The sequence below is a fragment of the Microcoleus sp. T3_B1 genome (genome assembly GCF_036700445.1).
GTDB lineage: Bacteria > Cyanobacteriota > Cyanobacteriia > Cyanobacteriales > Microcoleaceae > Microcoleus.
The window spans coordinates 29,346-47,288 of the sequence record NZ_JAUBOX010000003.1 but is presented as its reverse complement, the minus strand read 5'-3'; the positions used below and the strand labels follow the sequence as shown (position 1 = coordinate 47,288).

Sequence of the window (17,943 nt, the reverse complement as noted above, 5' to 3'; positions counted from 1 at the left end):
ACTGGAGTTGTTGCGATTTTTGATAGATAATGGTGAACCTAACCCGGAGGGGAATAACGGTTAATTTACGGGACAGGATATTACTACACATCTTTTTTGTTCTAAAATAATAGAATCTCTCCGGCTTATTTGCCAATTAATTTGTGCAGCCAGCTTCCTGAAGCTAGGTTGCTGAGTCTTTTTGCGGAGTATTTTTTATTGACTGTTAACCTCGAAATTCGGTATTTATTGGGTGGAAAAAACCACAGTTTTAATTTTGAAGTGTCGTACAAGTATCCTGATGAGAAATATTTGGCAACGTATTTGTCAACTTGTTTGTTGACAGCGCCAAACGGGTAGGCTATGTGTGAGGCGACTGTTCGATTTGGGTCTAAATCTTGGGTGCATTTCCTCAATCTAATTTGATCTTCAGATAATTCTCGGTCTAATGCGGTCAGAGACATTTTTGTTAACTTTTGGTGATTCAGTCCGTGGGATTGAATATCATAAAAACCTTTTTGCATTCCGTCTCTCAAGTCTTGACAAGTTACTTTTTTTATGAGCGAGTCATGATGACCGAAGAAGCCGGAGTTGATAAATACAACTACTTTGGTTTTTTTGCCGTATTTATTTTCGAGTGTTTCTAAAATCGGTAGTAAGTGCGTAGAAATGCTTTTATTTCCGTCGTCAAAAGTAATCATGACTTTTGGGCGATCGCGATATTCACTCGGCATCGGCTTTTTGGGATTGGCTATGAAATACTTGTAAAGCTCTTGGGATGACAAAAACCAATAGTTATGGCTAACTAAATAATCTAAAAAAGCTTCCAAGTTTTGCTGGCTGTAGTCGCCGGGAAATTCTCGCCGCAGCGGCGGTATTTCCTGGGGATTCTGAATGTCAACAATATCGTGAAAGCCGAAAATCGGAATTTGTACTGTGATGATTTCTAAGATTACTTGATAAGTGATGCAACTTAGGATGAATGCTAGTAAAAAGCTAATAATGCGTTTTTTTCGGAGCGTAATACCCTGTTGAAAATACTCCGGCAATTTGTTAACTAAATAATTTACCATTGACAATTACAACCTCATGAGGTAAAAGGTTCGGGGGAGAGTAAGAGGGTTTTTCGGGCTGCTGGAAGAATCTAGATTGTCGATCGCCCGCGTTTTCCGTAAAGATAAGCTGGATCAACTCCAGCATGATACAATTTGTCTCGATCGCACTTATCCGGCAACCCCCGTTCACACTTGACAAATGGTGCTAGAGGAGTGGCGATCGTCCCCTTGCTCAAAAATCATCATTTGAGATAGATTAGCCAGTATGGGCGGGGCGATCGCAGCAATTCCGACAGCACCCTCCAACCCCGAAACTGCCCGCTGTTCAAAGGTTCCAAAAAGTCCAACTTCGTCTTTGCACTTTCAAGGCGAAGTTGAAGTCAATTTTCTTCTCCGCAGTTAACAATACCTCTCCCCGCCAGAAATTTTATCTGTAAATTTTATCTGTAAATTTTATCTGTAAATTTTATCTGTAAATTTTATCTGTAAATTTTATCTGTAAATTTTATCTGTAAATTTTCCTGTAAAATTTTATCGGTAATTTTTTTACTTGTGATTTACGTCGCGAGGTGGTAGCATATTTTACCGAAAGCCCGGTGCAACAACCATGATGAAGATAGCGGTAATTCTGCCTGTTTACAACGAAGCAAATTGCATAGCCCAAACCTTTGACATAATTTTAGAATTTTCTCAAAAAAATCATGGTTACAATTTTATTATTGTTAATGACGGCTCGACCGACAATACACTGCCAATTCTCGACAACAAACTCAAAACTTTCCCCACACATCACATCAAACTAATTTCTTACAGCAACCGTCAAGGCAAAGGATATGCCGTCAAAAAAGGCAGCGAATCTGTAAACGCCGACTGCATTTGCTTCATGGATGGCGACTTAGCATACTCCCTCGAACACCTCGAACCCTTAGTCAAAAAATTAGACGAATTTGATGTCGTAATTGGTTGCAGAAACCTCGATAGAGAAAACTTCCGAAATCTTACCTTACTCCGAAAAATATCCGGCAAAATATTTAACTGGATTTCTAGAAAAATTCTGAATCTCCCATATAGAGATATGCAAGCCGGACTCAAAGGATTCAACAAAATACCAGCTCAAGAAATATTTAATAACCAAACAATTACTGGCTTTTCATTTGATGCGGAGCTGCTTTTTTTAGCAAAAAAAAGAGGATATACCATTGGTGAAATTCCCGCCAAAGTTTCCCAGCACCACATCTACAAAAAATCTCAAGTCAATATATTTAAAGATTCCCTAAAAATGCTCCTCTGCTTATTTAAAATTAGAGCCAACGACCGCGCAGGCTACTATGAATAAATCAATTTTGTTGAGCTTTGACATAGAAGAATTTGACATCCCCGAAGAATACGGTCAACCCCTGGAATCCGAGATTAAGTTTGAAATTTCTAATCGAGGATTGTCAAAGATTATTGCACTTCTAGAAAAATTAGATATTACAGCCACATTTTTTGTCACAGCTAACTTTGCACTCAACAACCCAGATACAATCAGAGAAATTTCACAACACCATGAAATCGCATCCCACGGCTTTTACCACTCTCAATTTTGCCTAGAAGATTTACAGAAATCTAAACAAACCTTAGAACAAATAACTAATACTCAAATCACTGGATTCAGGATGGCAAGACTTCAGCCCGTTGACGACGCAGACATAGAAAAGGCAGGCTACGAATACAACTCATCAATGAATCCAACTTACATCCCCGGCAGATACAACAACCTATCTAAACCCCGAACTGCATATTATACGAATAAACTGCTCAACCTTCCCATTTCAGTCACTCCTCTGATCAGATTTCCTTTATTTTGGTTGAGCTTTAAAAACTTCCCCCTCTCAATGATAGAATTAGCAACCCAACTAACCCTAGAAACCGACTCTTATCTGAACATCTACTTTCACCCCTGGGAATTCACAGATATTTCCCAGTTTAAATTACCCGGTTACGTCAAAAAAGACTCAGGCAGCAAAATGGTTGACAAACTAGAAAAATACCTCACAAAGCTGAAAACCCAAGGCAAATTTATTTCTATTTCAGAATTTAAGCACAACTTCAGTCAACCTTAGAGCAAATAGGGAGCATCTCATATTTGTAAAAATACTTCTTCTGGCTCCTTCCTTCTTCTGGCTCCTTCCTTCTTCCTCTTTCCTTCTTCCCCTTTCCTTCTGCCTCTTTCCTTCTGCCTCCTGCCTCCTGCCTCCTGCCTCAAAACTCCAATTTCTAGCGGAGGGCTGCAAAGGTGAGATGCTCCCAGCAAATATCGCGTTCAGCAAAAACTATGAAATTTAAACCTCTCTACTACTGGAACAATCAAACAGGATTGCGTCAAGTTAAAATCCTAGCAACCATCTTTTTTGTATTAGTTTTAACTTTTAGCATAATTCGCTACGAAAGCTTCTTATCCACCTACGATCACGGTCTATTTAACCAAGTATTTTGGAATAGCATACACGGTCGATTTTTTCAAAGTTCAATGTCCTCAGCCGCCTCCAGCGCTTCGCTGATGGACAGACAACTTTCCTACCCATTTTACATTCATTTAGGGCAACACTTCGTCATCGATTTTCTAATTTGGATGCCTATTTATGCCTTATTTCCATCTCCCATTACCCTGATAGTGTTGCAAGTTTCTTTAATTGCCGCAGCCGGAATAGTGCTGTATTTCTTAGCAAGACACTATCTATCAGTTCCCCTGTCGGTAATGATAGTAGCCAGCTATTACGGAGCAAATGGTGTCATCGGGCCGACGCTGGGAAATTTTTACGAACACTGCCAAATTCCTCTATTTATATTTAGCTTGCTCCTCGCATTAGAAAAGCAGCGCTGGCCGCTATTTTGGCTGTTCGCAGTTTTAACATTAGGCACTCGCGAAGATGCTGGAATTAGCTTGTTTGGCATCGGAGCGTATTTAATTGTCAGTCGGCGCTACCCCCGCGTCGGCATAGCTTTGTGCGCTATCAGCTTTAGCTACGTGGTGTTCATAACTAATACAATCATGCCGATGTTTTCGGTTGACAATTCCCGCTTGTACTTAGCTAATTACTTTAGAAAATTTGTCAAAACCGAGAACCCGTCAACACTAGAACTGCTTTGGGCGATTATTAGTCAACCTCATCTTATAATAGAAGTATTTTTCAAAGATGCAAGTAGGCGAATTTTATATCTTTTAGGTCATTGGTTGCCGCTAGCATTTGTACCTGTAATCACTCCTAGCGCCTGGTTAATGACTGTTTTTCCTTTACTGGTTCTGTTGCTGCAAGTTGTTAATCAGGCAGCTACTTCTATCAACACCCGCTACACCTTTGCTGTAATTCCGGGGTTATTTTACGGTACAATCCTGTGGTGGTCGCAACATCAAGATAAATTCAAACCCAGGTTCCACCGCTTCTGGATTGGATGTATCGGTCTGTCAATACTGCTTACGTACACTTCCAATCCGAATCGAGCTTTGTATTTCATCTCTCCTTATTCTTTTCAACCTTGGGTTTATCAATCTTTGCCGGCTCAACTCGGACACGCGGCTAATCTCAAAAAAGTCTTAAGTTTGATTCCCCAAGATGCTAGCGTTTCTACCAGCGGTTATATCGTTTCCCACCTTTCGGACCGCCGGAACATCATCCGTTTAGAAGTGATGCAGATGAAAGACGAAGAGGGAAAAGTAGTCGATGTCGATTATGCGCTGTTAGATTTGTGGCAGTTGCAGCAAAACAATTTAAAAGTTCCCGTTGACAGAGGTAGAGTTCGGGGGGGAGTGCGTTTTACCGATGAAGCTCTACGGCGAGGTTTGTACGGAATTGCTGAAGTATTGGACGGAGTTGTTTTAGTTCAAAAAGGCATAACTTCTAAGCCAGAAGTTTTGTCTGCTTGGTCGAAATTGCGGCAAGAAATCGAACCGTTGATGAAATAGTCGAAAGTCAAGGATCGAGCAGGCAGTTGCGATCGCCCCCTGAGAGTAAAATCAAGTAAAATTGCAATTATTGGTCGATCGACCCCCGTTACTCGACTATATTTGGATTCAAGGTTTGCTATACTCCAGAAACAGACACATATTAACCTTTGGAAAATCAATAGGCCGGAGCTATGACATCCTATGCAACCTCTACAGCAAGAGCCGAGATGAGTGAGATCCGGCGCTTGAAAAACATACTGCCCCCAGAACTCCAAAGTTGGGTAACAGTAGAAAAAACAATAGAAGTTAATCCTACCCTGATCCGCAGCGAAGAAATAGGCAAAGACCAGGTAGAAATCCAAATAGACCTGATCCGCTGGGAACAGCTAGCAATGGATCAGCGCAACCTCCTATTTTGGCACGAAGTCGCCAGAATCCAAAACGACACCATTCCCAGAGACGGTTGGGAAATGGCAGCCCTCGCCATTGGTTTAGGCGGCGCCGTCGGCGAACTTTGGGTGCAAGACGGCTTGCTGCTGTTACTGGCCCTATCCCTGTGCGGCGTCTCCGGCTGGAGACTTTTCCAAAAAAACAACGGAGAGAAAAGTTTAAAAGAAGCAATAGACGCCGACGAAAAAGCCCTCGCCCTAGCCACCCGCTTCGGCTACACTCTCCCAAACGCCTACAAAAGCCTCGGCAGCGCCTTAAAAACCTTAATCGAGCAAACCTCCAAAAAACAGCAGCGGGCTAAATACGAAGCTCGTCTGCAGGCCCTCAAACGCAACGCAGCCAAAGCCAAAGCCAAAGTCAAACCCATCACCCGCGAAACATCCCAGTCAGAAAACGTCTACAATTCTTAACCTCATCCCCCGACGCTTGGTACGGGGTTTTCCAGTTAACGGTTAACTGTTGACTTCTGTGTTAGCTGTTAACTGTTAACTGCGATAGTTATCCGGTGCAAGAGAGGCACGAAAATTATTAACGACAAGATTAATGGGCCTGAATCCACAAAAATCTTGATTCCGATGTCAAAGTTTGACAGCGACTGCGTTCAAAAATCTTTGGGCCAAAACTGGCAAAAATAGACTTATAGCGGTTCTCAAGCGTGGTGAGGTATGCCCTATGCCCTATGCCCACGGAGGCCTATGCCCTATGCCCACGGAGGCCTATGCCCTATGCCCATGAGTACCTCATATGAGAGCTCGAAAGGCTATAAGTCTATTTTTGCCTTTGATATCATTCTCGGCGGGCGACTTGGCAGGCGTTTTTGTAAAGTTTGTATAAAGCTAGCCTTTTGTTAACCATAATATTTGGTAAAGGTGGATCTGCTAGGACAGAATAGGCTAAAGACATCAGCTTGAAATTTGAAACCAGGACTTCATGGTCAGTCAAACCCCAGAGGCAGATTTTCGGGTAACGTACTCGGACGAGATTCCCTCAGTTCACATACCCGTGCGCTTGAGCGTACTTGAAGCCGTAAACTTCAAGACAACCTGCCAGCAACTTTTTTCGGGAAGCACCGTTCCCAGCAAGATTGTCCTAGACTTTAGTCAGACGACATTCATCGACAGTAGCGGGATCGGTGCTTTAGTCAGCAATCTGAAATTTGCCAAACAGCGTGGCAGCGACTTGGTGCTCCGAAGTCTCAAGCCACAGGTGATGGCAGTATTTGCTCTCACCAGCCTAGATCAAGTGCTGACGATCGAGCAGCCCTCTGCAACCTCAACTCCCACAGAGACTAACCCCTCGGACAATCACCTACCGATGACCCACCCTTCAGTGCAATCGTGGGTGAAGCGGCTGATAGATATCGTTGGGGCAATCGTCGGTTTGATGATTACAGGAATTTTGCTTGTACCCATAGCTGCAGCCATCACTATCAACGATCCAGGCCCGATATTTTTCGGTCAAACCCGCTGTGGCTGGATGGGCAGACAATTTCGGATTTGGAAATTTCGATCGATGTGTACCAACGCCGAAGCCATGAAAGACCAAATCAAAAACCAAGCTTCTGGCGCATTTTTCAAAAATGACAACGACCCGCGGATTACCAAAGTCGGGCGCATCTTACGCAAAACCAGCCTCGACGAACTGCCGCAGTTTTGGAACGTGCTCAAAGGCGAAATGAGTCTAGTCGGCACTAGACCGCCTACCCCAGACGAAGTTGAGCGCTACGAAGTCCCTCAGTGGCAGCGTTTGGATGTCAAACCCGGGATGACCGGGGAATGGCAAGTCAACGGTCGCTCTCAAGTCCGCGATTTTGAAGATGTCATCCGTTTAGATTTAAAATACCAACAAAACTGGAGCCTGGTGTATGACTTGAAACTAATTGTTAAAACTGTAACAGTCCTTTTTAACAAAAATAGTGGCGCTGTGTAGGAGCCCTCAACAACCCAGCCCTGAACTTTCAGGTGCTGTTGCCGACGGGCGGCGGGAACTCAAACTTGATACTTAGTCAAGCAGACGATCGCTAGCAATACCTACGTTAGCATTAAGTGTTAAAATTCACACGCCCAGAAAATGCACAGCTAGTTGCCAGCTCTGCAATCAGAGCATTAATAATTAGCAATTAGCCAGTTCCAGTCATACTCAAATGCTCCCAGCATGATTTTCGAGGACGAGAAGAACTCACCTGTGTTTAGAAAAGTAGCGACTGCTAACACGGTCGAAGCTTAAATCACTGCCTCGCAAGCTGACTCGGAAATTTTCCCTATTTAAACGCCCTACCGAGGCGGCTTACAGTATCGGAAGTCTCTCATTTGCTGTGCGAGTAAATGGTGCGAAAGGAATGCTCACCTTGAGGCAAAACGGGCTTCTTCAACTCAAGCTTGACTTAACTAATATGTTGCCAAGACCTTGCCCTCCTTTTTCTCTCCCTCCGGCGCTGAGTACAGCGGTGGTGGGGGCCGACCTGGGGGAAGAAAGATGAAAGACAAGCAACCAAAGGCCGAGTGGCACCTGCAGGTTGAAACAGACCTGAATGCTTTAACATCCGTTTTGGAATGGTTGGAGAATATCGTTTTGCCAATGATACCAGCGGATTTCTGGTGGCAGTGTCGGCTGATAATCAACGAAGGCTTTACAAACGCTGTCCGCCACGCTCACCAGAACTTGCCCCCCACGACGCCCATAGACATTGAGGTAAAAGTGTTTGCCGATTACTTAGAAATTAGGATTTGGGACAGGGGTCAACCCTTCAACTTAGAAGCAAAGCTGCACTCGATCATGCAAGAGCAGCGCGATCCTTTGGACAGAGACGGAGAAAGGGGACTGGTGTTCATGTACAAGCTCACAGACGAGCTTCGGTATATCCGTACCGACGATCGCCGCAACTGCCTGGTAATGCGAAAAAACATTAGCTGAGGGCGCGATACCCGCCCGGTAAGGGCGGCTTCTTTCCCAAGCAGTGAAAGATCCCTCGCCCCTTATTGTCCTACCCGGAACCCAACCACATCCTCTGCAATTCTGCGGGTGCAGGCTCGATGCAAGCGGCTGCAGGACAATTTGCTTCAAAATAAATATTATGCGTATTCTAATTTATTCCTATAACTATTATCCAGAGCCGATCGGCATTGCCCCCCTGATGACAGAACTAGCGCAAGGCCTAGTCAAGCGCGGGCACCAAGTCCGAGTCGTCACAGGAATGCCCAACTATCCCCAGCGCCGGATTTATCCGCCATATGAGGGCCAATTTTACCTTACCGAAGAACACAACGGCGTCACAATTCAGCGCAGCTATCTGCGCGTCAACGGCCCCCACCCCAGCCTCCTAGACCGACTTGTGCTAGACGGCAGTTTTGTTGTCTCCAGCGCCGTCCAAGCCTTCAGAGGCTGGCGTCCCGACGTGATTTTCTCGACAATGCCCCCTTTACCGATTTGCGTCCCAGTCGCCTTTTACGGCTGGATTCGCGCTTGCCCGATCGTCCTCAACGTTCAGGATATCGTCTCAGAAGCAGCCGTGCGCGTCGGCTTGGTCAAAAAAAACGGACTGCTAGTTCGCATTGCTGACGCTTTGGAAAAATTGGCATACTGCACAGCCAGCCAAGTTAGCGTCATCGACAGCGGTTTTGTCACCAAATTGCACTCTCAAGGAGTACCCCCCGAAAAAATAGTTTGCGTTCCCAATTGGGTTGATGTTAATTTCATTCGCCCTTTACCCAAGGAAAATAACTCATTTCGAGAAACTCACAAACTTAATGGCAAATTTGTCGTTCTTTATGCTGGCAACATTGCCCTAACTCAAGGCTTGCAAACAGTTGTCCAAGCAGCGGCTCGTTTGAAACACATACCCGAAATCGCTTTTGTAATTGTGGGGGAATCAACAGCCTTGGCGCGCTTGCAACAAGATTGCGAAACTTACAAAGCTAATAATGTAATGCTGCTACCATTTGAACCGCGAGAAAAATTGCCAGAATTGTTAGCTGCTGCTGATGTTAGTTTAGTTGTACAAAAGCGCCGCGTTACTAACTTCAATATGCCTTCAAAAATTCAAGTAATTCTCGCCAGCGGCAGGGCAATTTTGGCGTCGGTTCCCGAAACCGGTACTGCCCACAAAGCTGTGCAGCAAAGCGGTGGCGGGGTGGTGGTAGCGCCGGAAGATCCGGAGGCTTTGGCGGAGGCTGTTGAGGATTTGTACTTGCACCCTGCTAAGGTGGATGCGTTGGGCGAGCAAGGCAGAAGTTATGCTGTAGAGAATTACGGATTTGAGGAAGCTTTGAATCATTATGAAGCTTTATTTGCGGCGGTTGCAGCAAGTCATGGTGATAAGCTGTTGCAGCCTTTGCCGAAATAATAAGCTCATTAGGTTAGTAAGTACCGACCGTTATTTGTTTCTTGGTGAAACCGACTCTTAAGAGTTATAATGTATTTACTGTATTTAAAGAGCGAGTAATATTTAACTGTTTTTACAATGCCTGCCAAAGACACCTATCACAATGCAGTTAAAAATGCCCTGCTAAAAGATGGTTGGATAATTACGGCTGACCCGTACTTCATCAAATATGAGGATGCGGAGTTGTATGCCGATATAGCAGCAGAAAAGCCGATCGCCGCAGAACGCCAAGGACAAAAAATAGTTGTTGAAATTAAGAGCTTTATTGGGCGATCGCTAATGTATGATTTTCACGGCGCACTCGGTCAATACATTGTCTACCGAAATCTGATTCAACTCACGGCTCCAGAATACAGGCTCTATTTGGCAATTGATGATATCGTATACCAAGATTTTTTTAAACGCAAGTCTATCCAAGTAATTACTAATGAAAATCAGGTTTTGTTAATGGTAGTTGAAATGGCAAAGGAGGAAATTCTGCAATGGATAAATTAGAATACTATCGCACTACAATTAAACAAATATTGACTGGATATTATGAAATGACCGTCAAAGGGGCGATCGCACTAGATGAATTAGAGCCAGAGCATCGTCTAGCATTTGACGAAGAACGAGATCACTATCTATGGTTTCATTCGGGCTGGGATGGCAAAAAACGGCTCCGCCATATTACGATGTATCTTCGGATTAAAGATGGTAAAATTTGGGTGGAAGAAGATTGGACGGATTTGTGCGTAGTTGATGATTTACTAGCAGCAGGAATTTCTAAGGGCGATATTGTTTTGGGGTTTCATCATCCTAGCAAAAGACCTTTGACAGAATTTGCCACAGTTTGATGAAAGACAAAAATTTATAGCCTCATTTCACTCCCCCTGGCAAATGAGGGTAGTTAAGAGATGTTAAATAGTCATGCTTTAATGCAGTCGAGGTGGGATAATAATGCTCAGCATTAATGAGAGCGGGATACCTTGTCCTAATTCAAATTGAGTGTAAAGGCTATGGGCCCTAATGAAGCTGATACTTGTCGCAAATATGTTCTGCCAAAACTTCAAGAATGGGATACACAACCTCACTTTTTGACAGAACAATACTATATTGATGCAGGGCGAATTTTGACTACAGGAGGAAAAGTCCGCCGTCGCAAACGGAAATTTGCCGATTATCTTCTGTGTTACACTCGCGACTTCCCTCTAGCTGTTGTTGAAGCCAAACGTAAATATAAACACGCTCAAGACGGGCTTCAACAAGCTAAAGATTACGCCGAACTTTTAGGACTAAAGTTTGCTTATTCGACGAATGGGCAAAGCATTTATGAATTTGACTATACGACTGGGTTAATTACTCAAATGGACTCATTTCCCAGTCCTAATGAGTTATGGGTAAGGTTGAAACAATTCGAGGGATTGAGCGATGAAGTAGCAGAGGAACTGCTGACACCCTTTGATTTTACGGGTGGGAAAATCCCTCGTTATTACCAGCGCACCGCCATTCACCGAGCCCTCAAAGCTATCCTCAGCCGCCAAAAACGCTTGCTGCTAACCCTCGCCACTGGAACGGGCAAAACTACTGTTGCATTTCAAATCTGCCAAATGTTGTGGAATCTTGGCTGGAATGCAACCGACGAACACCGCAAACCCAGGATTCTATTTTTAGCAGACCGGAATATTCTAGTAGATGACCCGATGCTCAAAGACTTCTCGGCTTTTCCAGAGGATATTATTCATAAAATCCAAGGGGAAGCCGTCAAAAGCCGCGAAATTTATTTTGCTATTTACCAGGCAATTGCTAAAGATAAAAATCACCCTGGTTTGTATCGAGAATATAGCTCAGGTTTCTTTGATTTTATTGTGGTTGATGAGTGTCACCGGGGCAGTGCGCGGGATGATAGCAACTGGCGAGAAATTCTTGAATATTTCCAACCGGCTTACCAGTTAGGGCTAACTGCTACACCCTTACGCGATGACAATGTTGATACTTACCAATATTTCAGCAATCCACTTTATACATACTCCTTAGCCCAAGGTATTGAAGATGGATTTTTAGCACCTTATCGGGTGCATCGTGTAAGTACCAGTTACGATGCTTTGGGGTGGCGACCTAACCCTGACGACATTGACCGCTACGGGCGTGCTATTCCAGATGAAGAGTACCAGACGGGAGATTTTGAGCGGGCCGTTTCTCTTAAAGTCAGGACAGGGGCGATCGCGCGACACATTACAGACTTCCTTAAGAAAACTGACCGTTTTGGCAAAACAATTGTGTTTTGTGTGGATGAAGAGCACGTTTTGGAAATGGTGGCAACGCTTAACAACCTCAACGCTGACTTGACGAAGCAATATCCTGATTACGTTTGCCGCGTCACTTCCGCCGCTGGGGATACGGGGAAATCGCAACTCTACAAATTTAAAGACGTACTCACCCAGACACCTGCGATCGCAGTGACTTCCCGGCTACTGACAACTGGTGTAGACATTCCCACCTGCAAAAACGTTGTCCTGGCGCGCGTCATTCGATCGATGACTGACTTTAAACAGGTCGTTGGGCGCGGCACCCGTGTAGATGAGGACAATGGCAAACTGTTCTTCAACATCCTTGACTACACCCATAGCACCCGCTTGTTTGCCGATCCAGGCTTTGACGGCGAACCCGCTTTGATTGAAACCGAAGCAATGAATGATCAAGGGCAAACAATTGAAGGTAGCCAGCAAGTCATAGAACCCGAAGTGGATGAAGTTGAATCTCTTGAAGGTGATGCCCCTCGCGGCTTTACTGGTGTGCCTGATGATGACGATAGACCACCACGCAAATACTACTTTGATGGGGGTCAGTGCGAAGTCATCGGCGAAGTAGTTTATGAACTCGACCCCAACGGTAATCGGCTTCGTTCCTTCAAGCTGGTAGACTATACCAAAGAACAAGTCCGTATCCTCTACCGATCTGCCCTGGAAATTCAGCAGCGGTGGGTAAATCCAGAGGAGCGATCGCAGATTATTGACCAGTTAGCAGACCGAGGCATTGACTTTGAGGACTTGAAAACCGTTACCAATCAGCCCGACGCAGACCCCTTTGATTTACTGTGTCACATTGCGTTTAATGCCCCGGTGATGACTTGCCAGCAACGAGCAGAACGGCTAAAACGTCAGAAAAAAGACTTTTTTGACCAATACAGCGCTGATGCTAAGGCAATCCTGGAAATTTTGCTTGACGGTTACGCTCAAGGTGGGCCGCAGCAGTTGGTAATGCCAGCATCTCTGAAGGTGAAAGCGGTTGAGAAGTATGGCAATGTGCGGGAAATTGCCGCTAAATTTGGGGGGGCAGATAAATTGAAGCAGGCAGTCGAGCAGTTACAAACTTTGTTATACACAGCTTAATTATTCATGGTCAAACGCACAAAAACAAACGGTGACAGTAAACCCGTTACCACTGCTCAACGTCTGGGGAGCGTGATTAAGTCTGCACGAGATATCATGCGGAAAGATAAGGGAATGAATGGGGAGTTAGACCGTTTGCCCCAATTTACTTGGATTCTTTTTCTTAAACTATTAGATGATGCCGAAAAAGTCAGAGAAGAAGAAGCCTTTTTAGAGGGAAAAGTTGATAAGTACAAACCGCTGATTGAATCGCCTTACCGCTGGCGAGATTGGGCTGCTGATGATGAAGGGATGAGCGGCGATGATTTGCTCAAATTCATTAACAATGATGAGGTAACGCTGCGGGACGGGACAAAAAGCCCTGGTTTGTTCGCTTATTTGCGGAGTCTTCAAAGCGCGACGGGGCGCGATCGCAAAGATGTTATTCGCCAAGTTTTTAACGATGTCACCAACCGCATGATTAGTGGTGCATTGCTGCGAGATGTGGTCAACAAGGTTAATGATATTCACTTCGATAACTCAGAAGAAGTGAACATCCTCAGCAACCTCTACGAGTCGATGCTCAAGGAGATGCGGGACGCTGCGGGCGATTCCGGCGAGTTTTACACACCCCGCCCCGTAGTGCGGTTTATGGTGAAAGTGCTTAACCCGCAACTGGGTGAAACCATCCATGACCCGGCTTGTGGCACGGCTGGGTTTTTGGTGGAAGCTTACGAACATCTCAAGGCACAATGTCAACCTAAAGATTGGGAGATTCTGCAATCAACTTTATCTGGAATTGAAGCCAAGCCCTTGCCATTTATGCTGGCTCAAATGAATTTACTATTGCACGGCGTTGAGTATCCAGACGTTGAGCGAAAAAATAGTTTAGCCAGAGCTATCAACCAGATTGGGGTTAAAGACCAAGTTGATATCATCCTGACTAATCCGCCCTTTGGTGGTGAAGAAGAGGAGACAATTAAAAAGAATTTCCCCCCGGAATTGCAGACATCGGAGACGACTCTGCTGTTCATTCAGTTAATTATGCGCTTGCTTAAGCAAAAACAGAAATCGGGACGGGCGGGAATCGTAGTCCCAAACGGTACTCTATTCGGGGATGGGATTTGTGCCAAAGTTAAGGAAAGGTTGCTAACTGATTTTAACCTGCACACGATTGTTAGATTACCAAATGGAGTCTTTGCACCTTATACGGGCATCCCAACCAATTTGTTATTTTTTGATGCTTCAGGGACGACAGAAGACATTTGGTATTATGAGTTAACTCTCGCAGACGGTCGCAAGAATTACAGCAAAACCAAACCAATTCAAGATGATGAGTTTAACGAGTGCTTAGGGTGGTGGAACAATCGCCAAGAAAGCGATCGCGCCTGGAAGTACAACTTTAGGGAAACTTACGACAAAGCCAAGACTGAAGCGCAGCCCCATTGGGATGCTGCTAGAGAATCTGAGACGATCGCCAACCAGTGCGCCAAAAAAGTCAAGGAGTTAGACGGGCAAATCCAAACGCTCAACGCCTCTATTCTTGACTTTGCTCCACCTGACCACATTAAAGCTCAGAAAGTACAAATTAAACTACTTAAGGACAAGCAAGCCGAAACGCGACAAGAGGAACAGCAGCAGCGCCAAATTTCTAAGGATTTTCAGGCTAAGGGTGATGCAATTTACTGGGCTATTTTCAACCTAGACAAGAAAAACCCTAAGGTTCTAGATGATTTTGAGCATTTACCGCCAGAGCAATTAGTTGCCGATATCTGGGTCAAAGAACAGCGGATTTTGGAGTTGCTTGCAGAAGTTCGTAAAGAGTTACAGAGAGGTTTAAAATGAAACAGTTGAGTGCATCTAAGGAACGAGCACTTAAAAATGCAGTGATTTTGGCAGCACAGTCTTTCGTCTTCCAAGCACTTACGCAGCATTATGGTCTTAGCCATCAACTCTTTAAATTTTGTACCAAAATAGGGAGTGGATCTACACCTAAAGGAGGGAAAGCTATTTATGTTTCTGATGGGATACCGTTTATAAGAAGCCTCAACGTTCGCCACTATGAGTTTAACGAGGAAAATTTGGCAAGAATTCCTCCTGAAATAAAAGAAGCAATGTCAGGAACGTGTGTTTTACCTGGTGACGTTTACTTAAATATTACTGGAGCCTCAATAGGTCGTTCTTGCTGTGCTCCAGAAAAACAATGTCCTGCAAATGTCAGCCAGCACGTCTGTATTATACGTCCAATTAAAGAGCTTTTAGACTCTCGCTTTTTGATGTACTGGCTCAATGACAGTGCTACTCAAGAAGAAATTAATACGATTCAGAAAGGCGCAACTCGACAAGCTCTTACAAAACGGCAAATTGAAAACTTTAGACTTCCTGCAGTTCCCCTTAGCGAACAAAAAGAAGTAGCCGCGTTTCTTGAAGCCGTGAGACTCAGAAAAAATTATCGTGAAATTAAGCTGCCATTGCATCTTCAGCATATTGCCCCTGCTATCGCACGGATAGAGGAACTAGCAGCTAAGGTAGAGGAGGCGCGGGGGTTGCGGCGGCAGAGTGCTGAGGAGGCTGATGGTCTACTTAAAACAACCATTTCTAATCTTTTTTTGAAGGGGGCAAAAGAGGGCTGGACGGGAGGAAGGCTCGGAGATTATGTCTTAGATGATTGCTATGGCACTTCTGAGAGAACAACTGAGGATGAATCCGGAACGCCTATTCTAAGAATGGGGAACATTCAAAATGGCTGCTTAGACTTACGCGATTTAAAATATTTTCATTTAGCCGAAAAGGAACGCCAAAAGTTATTACTTAAAAAAGGTGATATTTTAGTAAATAGGACGAATAGTGCTGAACTTGTCGGAAAATGCGCTGTTTTTGATATTGAAGGTGAATATGCTTTTGCTTCTTACATTATTCGTCTGCGTCTTGATCTTGAACGAGCCGATCCCAGACTGGTTGCTGCATACATCAATTCCCCCGCTGGACGTACCTATATGTTTAGCGAACGCAAACAAATGACTGGTCAAGCTAACGTTAATGCTACTCAATTAAAAGCTTTACCAATTGCTCTCCCCCCCCTTTCCGAACAACGTCGCATCGTCGCCTACCTCAACAACCTGCAATCAAAAGTAAACTCCCTCAAGCGTCTGCAAACCGAAACTGCTGCCGAACTGGATGCCCTGCTGCCATCTATCCTCGACAAAGCATTTAAGGGGGAACTGTGAAACTAGCTAGCAGTGAAGGTTTATTGATACGATCGCCCCTTGCAGATCCAATTACTTCAATAAAAGGCAGATTCAACAGCATTAATATCAAATTAGCCTAATCCGATATAAACGCCTCAGTATCTACCACCACTGCTGCATGAGTTGGGCCTTCTCATAATTCAACCAAATTAACTAAATTTCGGTTGTTGTCGATCGATAGTCTACCTACTTAACTATTTTGCTTCAAAAGAGCCGATCGCAACCCCGAACAACAGCACCGCAGTACCTACCAATATCGCCGGCCTCGGCACTTCCCCAAGCACCAAATAACCCATACAAGCAGCCGATCGAAACAAAACGCTAAAATAGTAGCTCATACAATTTTGGAGTTAATATTTGACACTTGCACCCGCGCGCGAAAACGTCCTAGCTTGGCTCTCTGAGCGCGTTCCTGCTGCCCGCATCAAACACATCCTCGGAGTCGAACAGGTAGCAGGTGACTTGGCTCGCCATTACGGTCTCGACGAAGCAAAAGCCCGATCGGCCGGTTTGTTGCACGATTTGGCAAAATACTTCAAACCTCAACTGCTGCTGCAAATGGCCCAGAAGGAAGGTTTAGAGTTAGACTCAGTATTGGAAGCACACCCGCATTTGCTGCACGCAGACGCAAGCGCGATCGTCGCCAGAGACGAATTCGGGGTGGTCGATCGAGAAATTTTGGACGCAATCGCCAATCACACCCTCGGCAGACCAAACATGAGCCAGCTCAGTTGTACCGTATTCATAGCAGATACCATAGAGCCAAGCCGCGGCAACACAGCCCAACTAGAAGCACTGCGCGAGGCAAGCTTGCAAAATCTTTATGCAGCCGTGTGGCAAACTAGCGATTATTCTCTTAAATATTTGCTAGAAACTCGCTGCTACATCCACCCCCGCACCGTACTTACGCGGAATTGGGCGCTGCAAATGGCCCGCGAATCGCCGGAAACAGGAAATTCGACGGAGAAGTCGATCGAACAAATCACAAGTTAAAAGTAAAATTTATCAGCAATCCTGTCCTTACTTTTGGCTTCAACCTAACTCCTATTTCCCGTCTCAAACTGCCAACAACCGATCGCGAAAACGCACCGATTCCCCCTTACCGTATCAATTAGGAAATTAAACACTTAATGTCAGATCTAACTCAACTCGAATACTCCAGGGCCCAGTCTACAACAACCGACGGCACCTCCTCAGACGAAGCTCGTGGCCTGATCATGACCGTTGCCCAAGCAGCCGATGACCGCAAAGCAGTAGATATTGTATTGCTCCGGGTGTCTGAAGTATGCTTTTTGGCAGACTACTTTGCGATCATCACCGGATTTTCCAACGTGCAGGTACGAGCCATCTCGCAAGCGATAGCAGACCAAGTGGAAGAAGAGTGGCAACGCTTGCCACTGCGTACACAAGGCCTATCAGACGCTAGTTGGGTCGTCATGGACTACGGCGACGCGATCATTCACATTTTGAAGCCTCAAGAGCGGGAGTTCTACAATTTAGAAGCGTTCTGGGGACACGCCGAACGCATTGACTTTTCCCCCACGCCGTGAGG

18 protein-coding genes are annotated in these 17,943 nt (G+C 44.9%); 14 read left to right on the top strand and 4 right to left on the bottom strand.

Translation table 11 applies throughout. The features are described 5' to 3' along the window. Positions 1 to 125: 125 nt before the first annotated feature. Positions 126 to 1,052 (bottom strand): polysaccharide deacetylase family protein, encoded by a 927-nt coding sequence (locus QT990_RS02680; protein ID WP_333141140.1) that lies wholly within the window; start codon positions 1,050 to 1,052, stop codon positions 126 to 128. Positions 1,053 to 1,123: 71 nt separating this feature from the next. Next, the gene (locus tag QT990_RS02675; RefSeq protein WP_333464886.1) at positions 1,124 to 1,270 is read right to left on the bottom strand and encodes a hypothetical protein; all 147 of its coding nucleotides are present in this window, start codon (positions 1,268 to 1,270) and stop codon (positions 1,124 to 1,126) included. Positions 1,271 to 1,641: 371 nt separating this feature from the next. Between QT990_RS02675 and QT990_RS02670 the strand changes: the two genes are divergently transcribed. Further along, a complete protein-coding gene (locus QT990_RS02670; protein WP_333309426.1) occupies positions 1,642 to 2,370 on the top strand; it encodes a glycosyltransferase in 729 nt (242 codons plus the stop codon). Further along, positions 2,363 to 3,139, top strand: a complete 777-nt coding sequence (locus QT990_RS02665; protein ID WP_333464885.1) for a polysaccharide deacetylase family protein — start codon at positions 2,363 to 2,365, stop codon at positions 3,137 to 3,139. Before QT990_RS02670 ends, QT990_RS02665 begins: the two co-directional genes overlap by 8 nt. Before the next feature lie 17 nt (positions 3,140 to 3,156). Here the strand turns inward: QT990_RS02665 and QT990_RS02660 are convergent, their stop codons facing one another. Next, positions 3,157 to 3,330, bottom strand: coding sequence for a hypothetical protein (locus tag QT990_RS02660; protein ID WP_333300842.1), 174 nt, complete (start codon positions 3,328 to 3,330; stop codon positions 3,157 to 3,159). A gap of 21 nt (positions 3,331 to 3,351) precedes the next feature. Between QT990_RS02660 and QT990_RS02655 the strand changes: the two genes are divergently transcribed. From QT990_RS02655 to QT990_RS02610, 10 genes are all read left to right on the top strand, one after another. Beyond that, complete coding sequence (locus QT990_RS02655; protein ID WP_333308396.1) at positions 3,352 to 4,980, top strand: DUF2079 domain-containing protein; 1,629 nt, start codon at positions 3,352 to 3,354, stop codon at positions 4,978 to 4,980. A gap of 173 nt (positions 4,981 to 5,153) precedes the next feature. Beyond that, complete coding sequence (locus QT990_RS02650; RefSeq protein WP_333109239.1) at positions 5,154 to 5,822, top strand: DUF3318 domain-containing protein; 669 nt, start codon at positions 5,154 to 5,156, stop codon at positions 5,820 to 5,822. A 520-nt stretch (positions 5,823 to 6,342) separates the two neighbouring features. Next, complete coding sequence (locus QT990_RS02645; RefSeq protein ID WP_333408657.1) at positions 6,343 to 7,341, top strand: sugar transferase; 999 nt, start codon at positions 6,343 to 6,345, stop codon at positions 7,339 to 7,341. Positions 7,342 to 7,887: 546 nt separating this feature from the next. Then, positions 7,888 to 8,325 carry an ATP-binding protein gene (locus tag QT990_RS02640; protein WP_333147319.1) on the top strand — a complete coding sequence of 146 codons (438 nt, stop codon included), beginning with the start codon at positions 7,888 to 7,890 and terminating at the stop codon, positions 8,323 to 8,325. A 160-nt stretch (positions 8,326 to 8,485) separates the two neighbouring features. Beyond that, positions 8,486 to 9,754, top strand: a complete 1,269-nt coding sequence (locus tag QT990_RS02635) for a glycosyltransferase family 4 protein (RefSeq protein ID WP_333147321.1) — start codon at positions 8,486 to 8,488, stop codon at positions 9,752 to 9,754. A 117-nt stretch (positions 9,755 to 9,871) separates the two neighbouring features. After that, entirely contained in the window at positions 9,872 to 10,288 is a 417-nt protein-coding gene (locus QT990_RS02630) for a XisH family protein (RefSeq protein WP_333464884.1), read from the top strand. After that, positions 10,276 to 10,629, top strand: a complete 354-nt coding sequence (locus tag QT990_RS02625) for a XisI protein (RefSeq protein WP_333464883.1) — start codon at positions 10,276 to 10,278, stop codon at positions 10,627 to 10,629. The genes QT990_RS02630 and QT990_RS02625 overlap by 13 nt, the downstream gene beginning before the upstream one ends. Before the next feature lie 162 nt (positions 10,630 to 10,791). Beyond that, entirely contained in the window at positions 10,792 to 13,164 is a 2,373-nt protein-coding gene (gene hsdR, locus QT990_RS02620; protein WP_333308391.1) for an EcoAI/FtnUII family type I restriction enzme subunit R, read from the top strand. 6 nt (positions 13,165 to 13,170) lie between these two features. Then, on the top strand, positions 13,171 to 14,988 hold the full coding sequence (locus QT990_RS02615; protein WP_333308389.1) for a class I SAM-dependent DNA methyltransferase: 1,818 nt from the start codon (positions 13,171 to 13,173) through the stop codon (positions 14,986 to 14,988). After that, positions 14,985 to 16,370 carry a restriction endonuclease subunit S gene (locus QT990_RS02610; RefSeq protein WP_333464882.1) on the top strand — a complete coding sequence of 462 codons (1,386 nt, stop codon included), beginning with the start codon at positions 14,985 to 14,987 and terminating at the stop codon, positions 16,368 to 16,370. The genes QT990_RS02615 and QT990_RS02610 overlap by 4 nt, the downstream gene beginning before the upstream one ends. A 215-nt stretch (positions 16,371 to 16,585) precedes the next feature. On the opposite strand, the gene QT990_RS02605 is transcribed toward QT990_RS02610, so the two are convergent. Further along, positions 16,586 to 16,729: a hypothetical protein gene (locus QT990_RS02605; RefSeq protein ID WP_333308385.1), complete on the bottom strand. Its 144-nt coding sequence runs from the start codon at positions 16,727 to 16,729 to the stop codon at positions 16,586 to 16,588. Positions 16,730 to 16,748: 19 nt separating this feature from the next. Between QT990_RS02605 and yqeK the strand changes: the two genes are divergently transcribed. Both yqeK and rsfS read left to right on the top strand, forming a co-directional pair. Next, entirely contained in the window at positions 16,749 to 17,384 is a 636-nt protein-coding gene (gene yqeK / locus QT990_RS02600) for a bis(5'-nucleosyl)-tetraphosphatase (symmetrical) YqeK (protein ID WP_333308383.1), read from the top strand. A 137-nt stretch (positions 17,385 to 17,521) separates the two neighbouring features. Further along, complete coding sequence (gene rsfS, locus QT990_RS02595; protein ID WP_333464881.1) at positions 17,522 to 17,941, top strand: ribosome silencing factor; 420 nt, start codon at positions 17,522 to 17,524, stop codon at positions 17,939 to 17,941. The last annotated feature ends 2 nt before the right edge of the window (positions 17,942 to 17,943 follow it).

Coding starts and splice junctions, on each gene's coding strand:
- QT990_RS02680 (WP_333141140.1), bottom strand. CDS start 1,052: ATGGTAAATTATTTAGTTAACAAATTGCCGGAGTATTTTCAACAGGGT.
- QT990_RS02670 (WP_333309426.1), top strand. CDS start 1,642: ATGATGAAGATAGCGGTAATTCTGCCTGTTTACAACGAAGCAAATTGC.
- QT990_RS02665 (WP_333464885.1), top strand. CDS start 2,363: ATGAATAAATCAATTTTGTTGAGCTTTGACATAGAAGAATTTGACATC.
- QT990_RS02655 (WP_333308396.1), top strand. CDS start 3,352: ATGAAATTTAAACCTCTCTACTACTGGAACAATCAAACAGGATTGCGT.
- QT990_RS02650 (WP_333109239.1), top strand. CDS start 5,154: ATGACATCCTATGCAACCTCTACAGCAAGAGCCGAGATGAGTGAGATC.
- QT990_RS02645 (WP_333408657.1), top strand. CDS start 6,343: ATGGTCAGTCAAACCCCAGAGGCAGATTTTCGGGTAACGTACTCGGAC.
- QT990_RS02640 (WP_333147319.1), top strand. CDS start 7,888: ATGAAAGACAAGCAACCAAAGGCCGAGTGGCACCTGCAGGTTGAAACA.
- QT990_RS02635 (WP_333147321.1), top strand. CDS start 8,486: ATGCGTATTCTAATTTATTCCTATAACTATTATCCAGAGCCGATCGGC.
- QT990_RS02630 (WP_333464884.1), top strand. CDS start 9,872: ATGCCTGCCAAAGACACCTATCACAATGCAGTTAAAAATGCCCTGCTA.
- QT990_RS02625 (WP_333464883.1), top strand. CDS start 10,276: ATGGATAAATTAGAATACTATCGCACTACAATTAAACAAATATTGACT.
- hsdR (WP_333308391.1), top strand. CDS start 10,792: ATGGGCCCTAATGAAGCTGATACTTGTCGCAAATATGTTCTGCCAAAA.
- QT990_RS02615 (WP_333308389.1), top strand. CDS start 13,171: ATGGTCAAACGCACAAAAACAAACGGTGACAGTAAACCCGTTACCACT.
- QT990_RS02610 (WP_333464882.1), top strand. CDS start 14,985: ATGAAACAGTTGAGTGCATCTAAGGAACGAGCACTTAAAAATGCAGTG.
- QT990_RS02605 (WP_333308385.1), bottom strand. CDS start 16,729: ATGAGCTACTATTTTAGCGTTTTGTTTCGATCGGCTGCTTGTATGGGT.
- rsfS (WP_333464881.1), top strand. CDS start 17,522: ATGTCAGATCTAACTCAACTCGAATACTCCAGGGCCCAGTCTACAACA.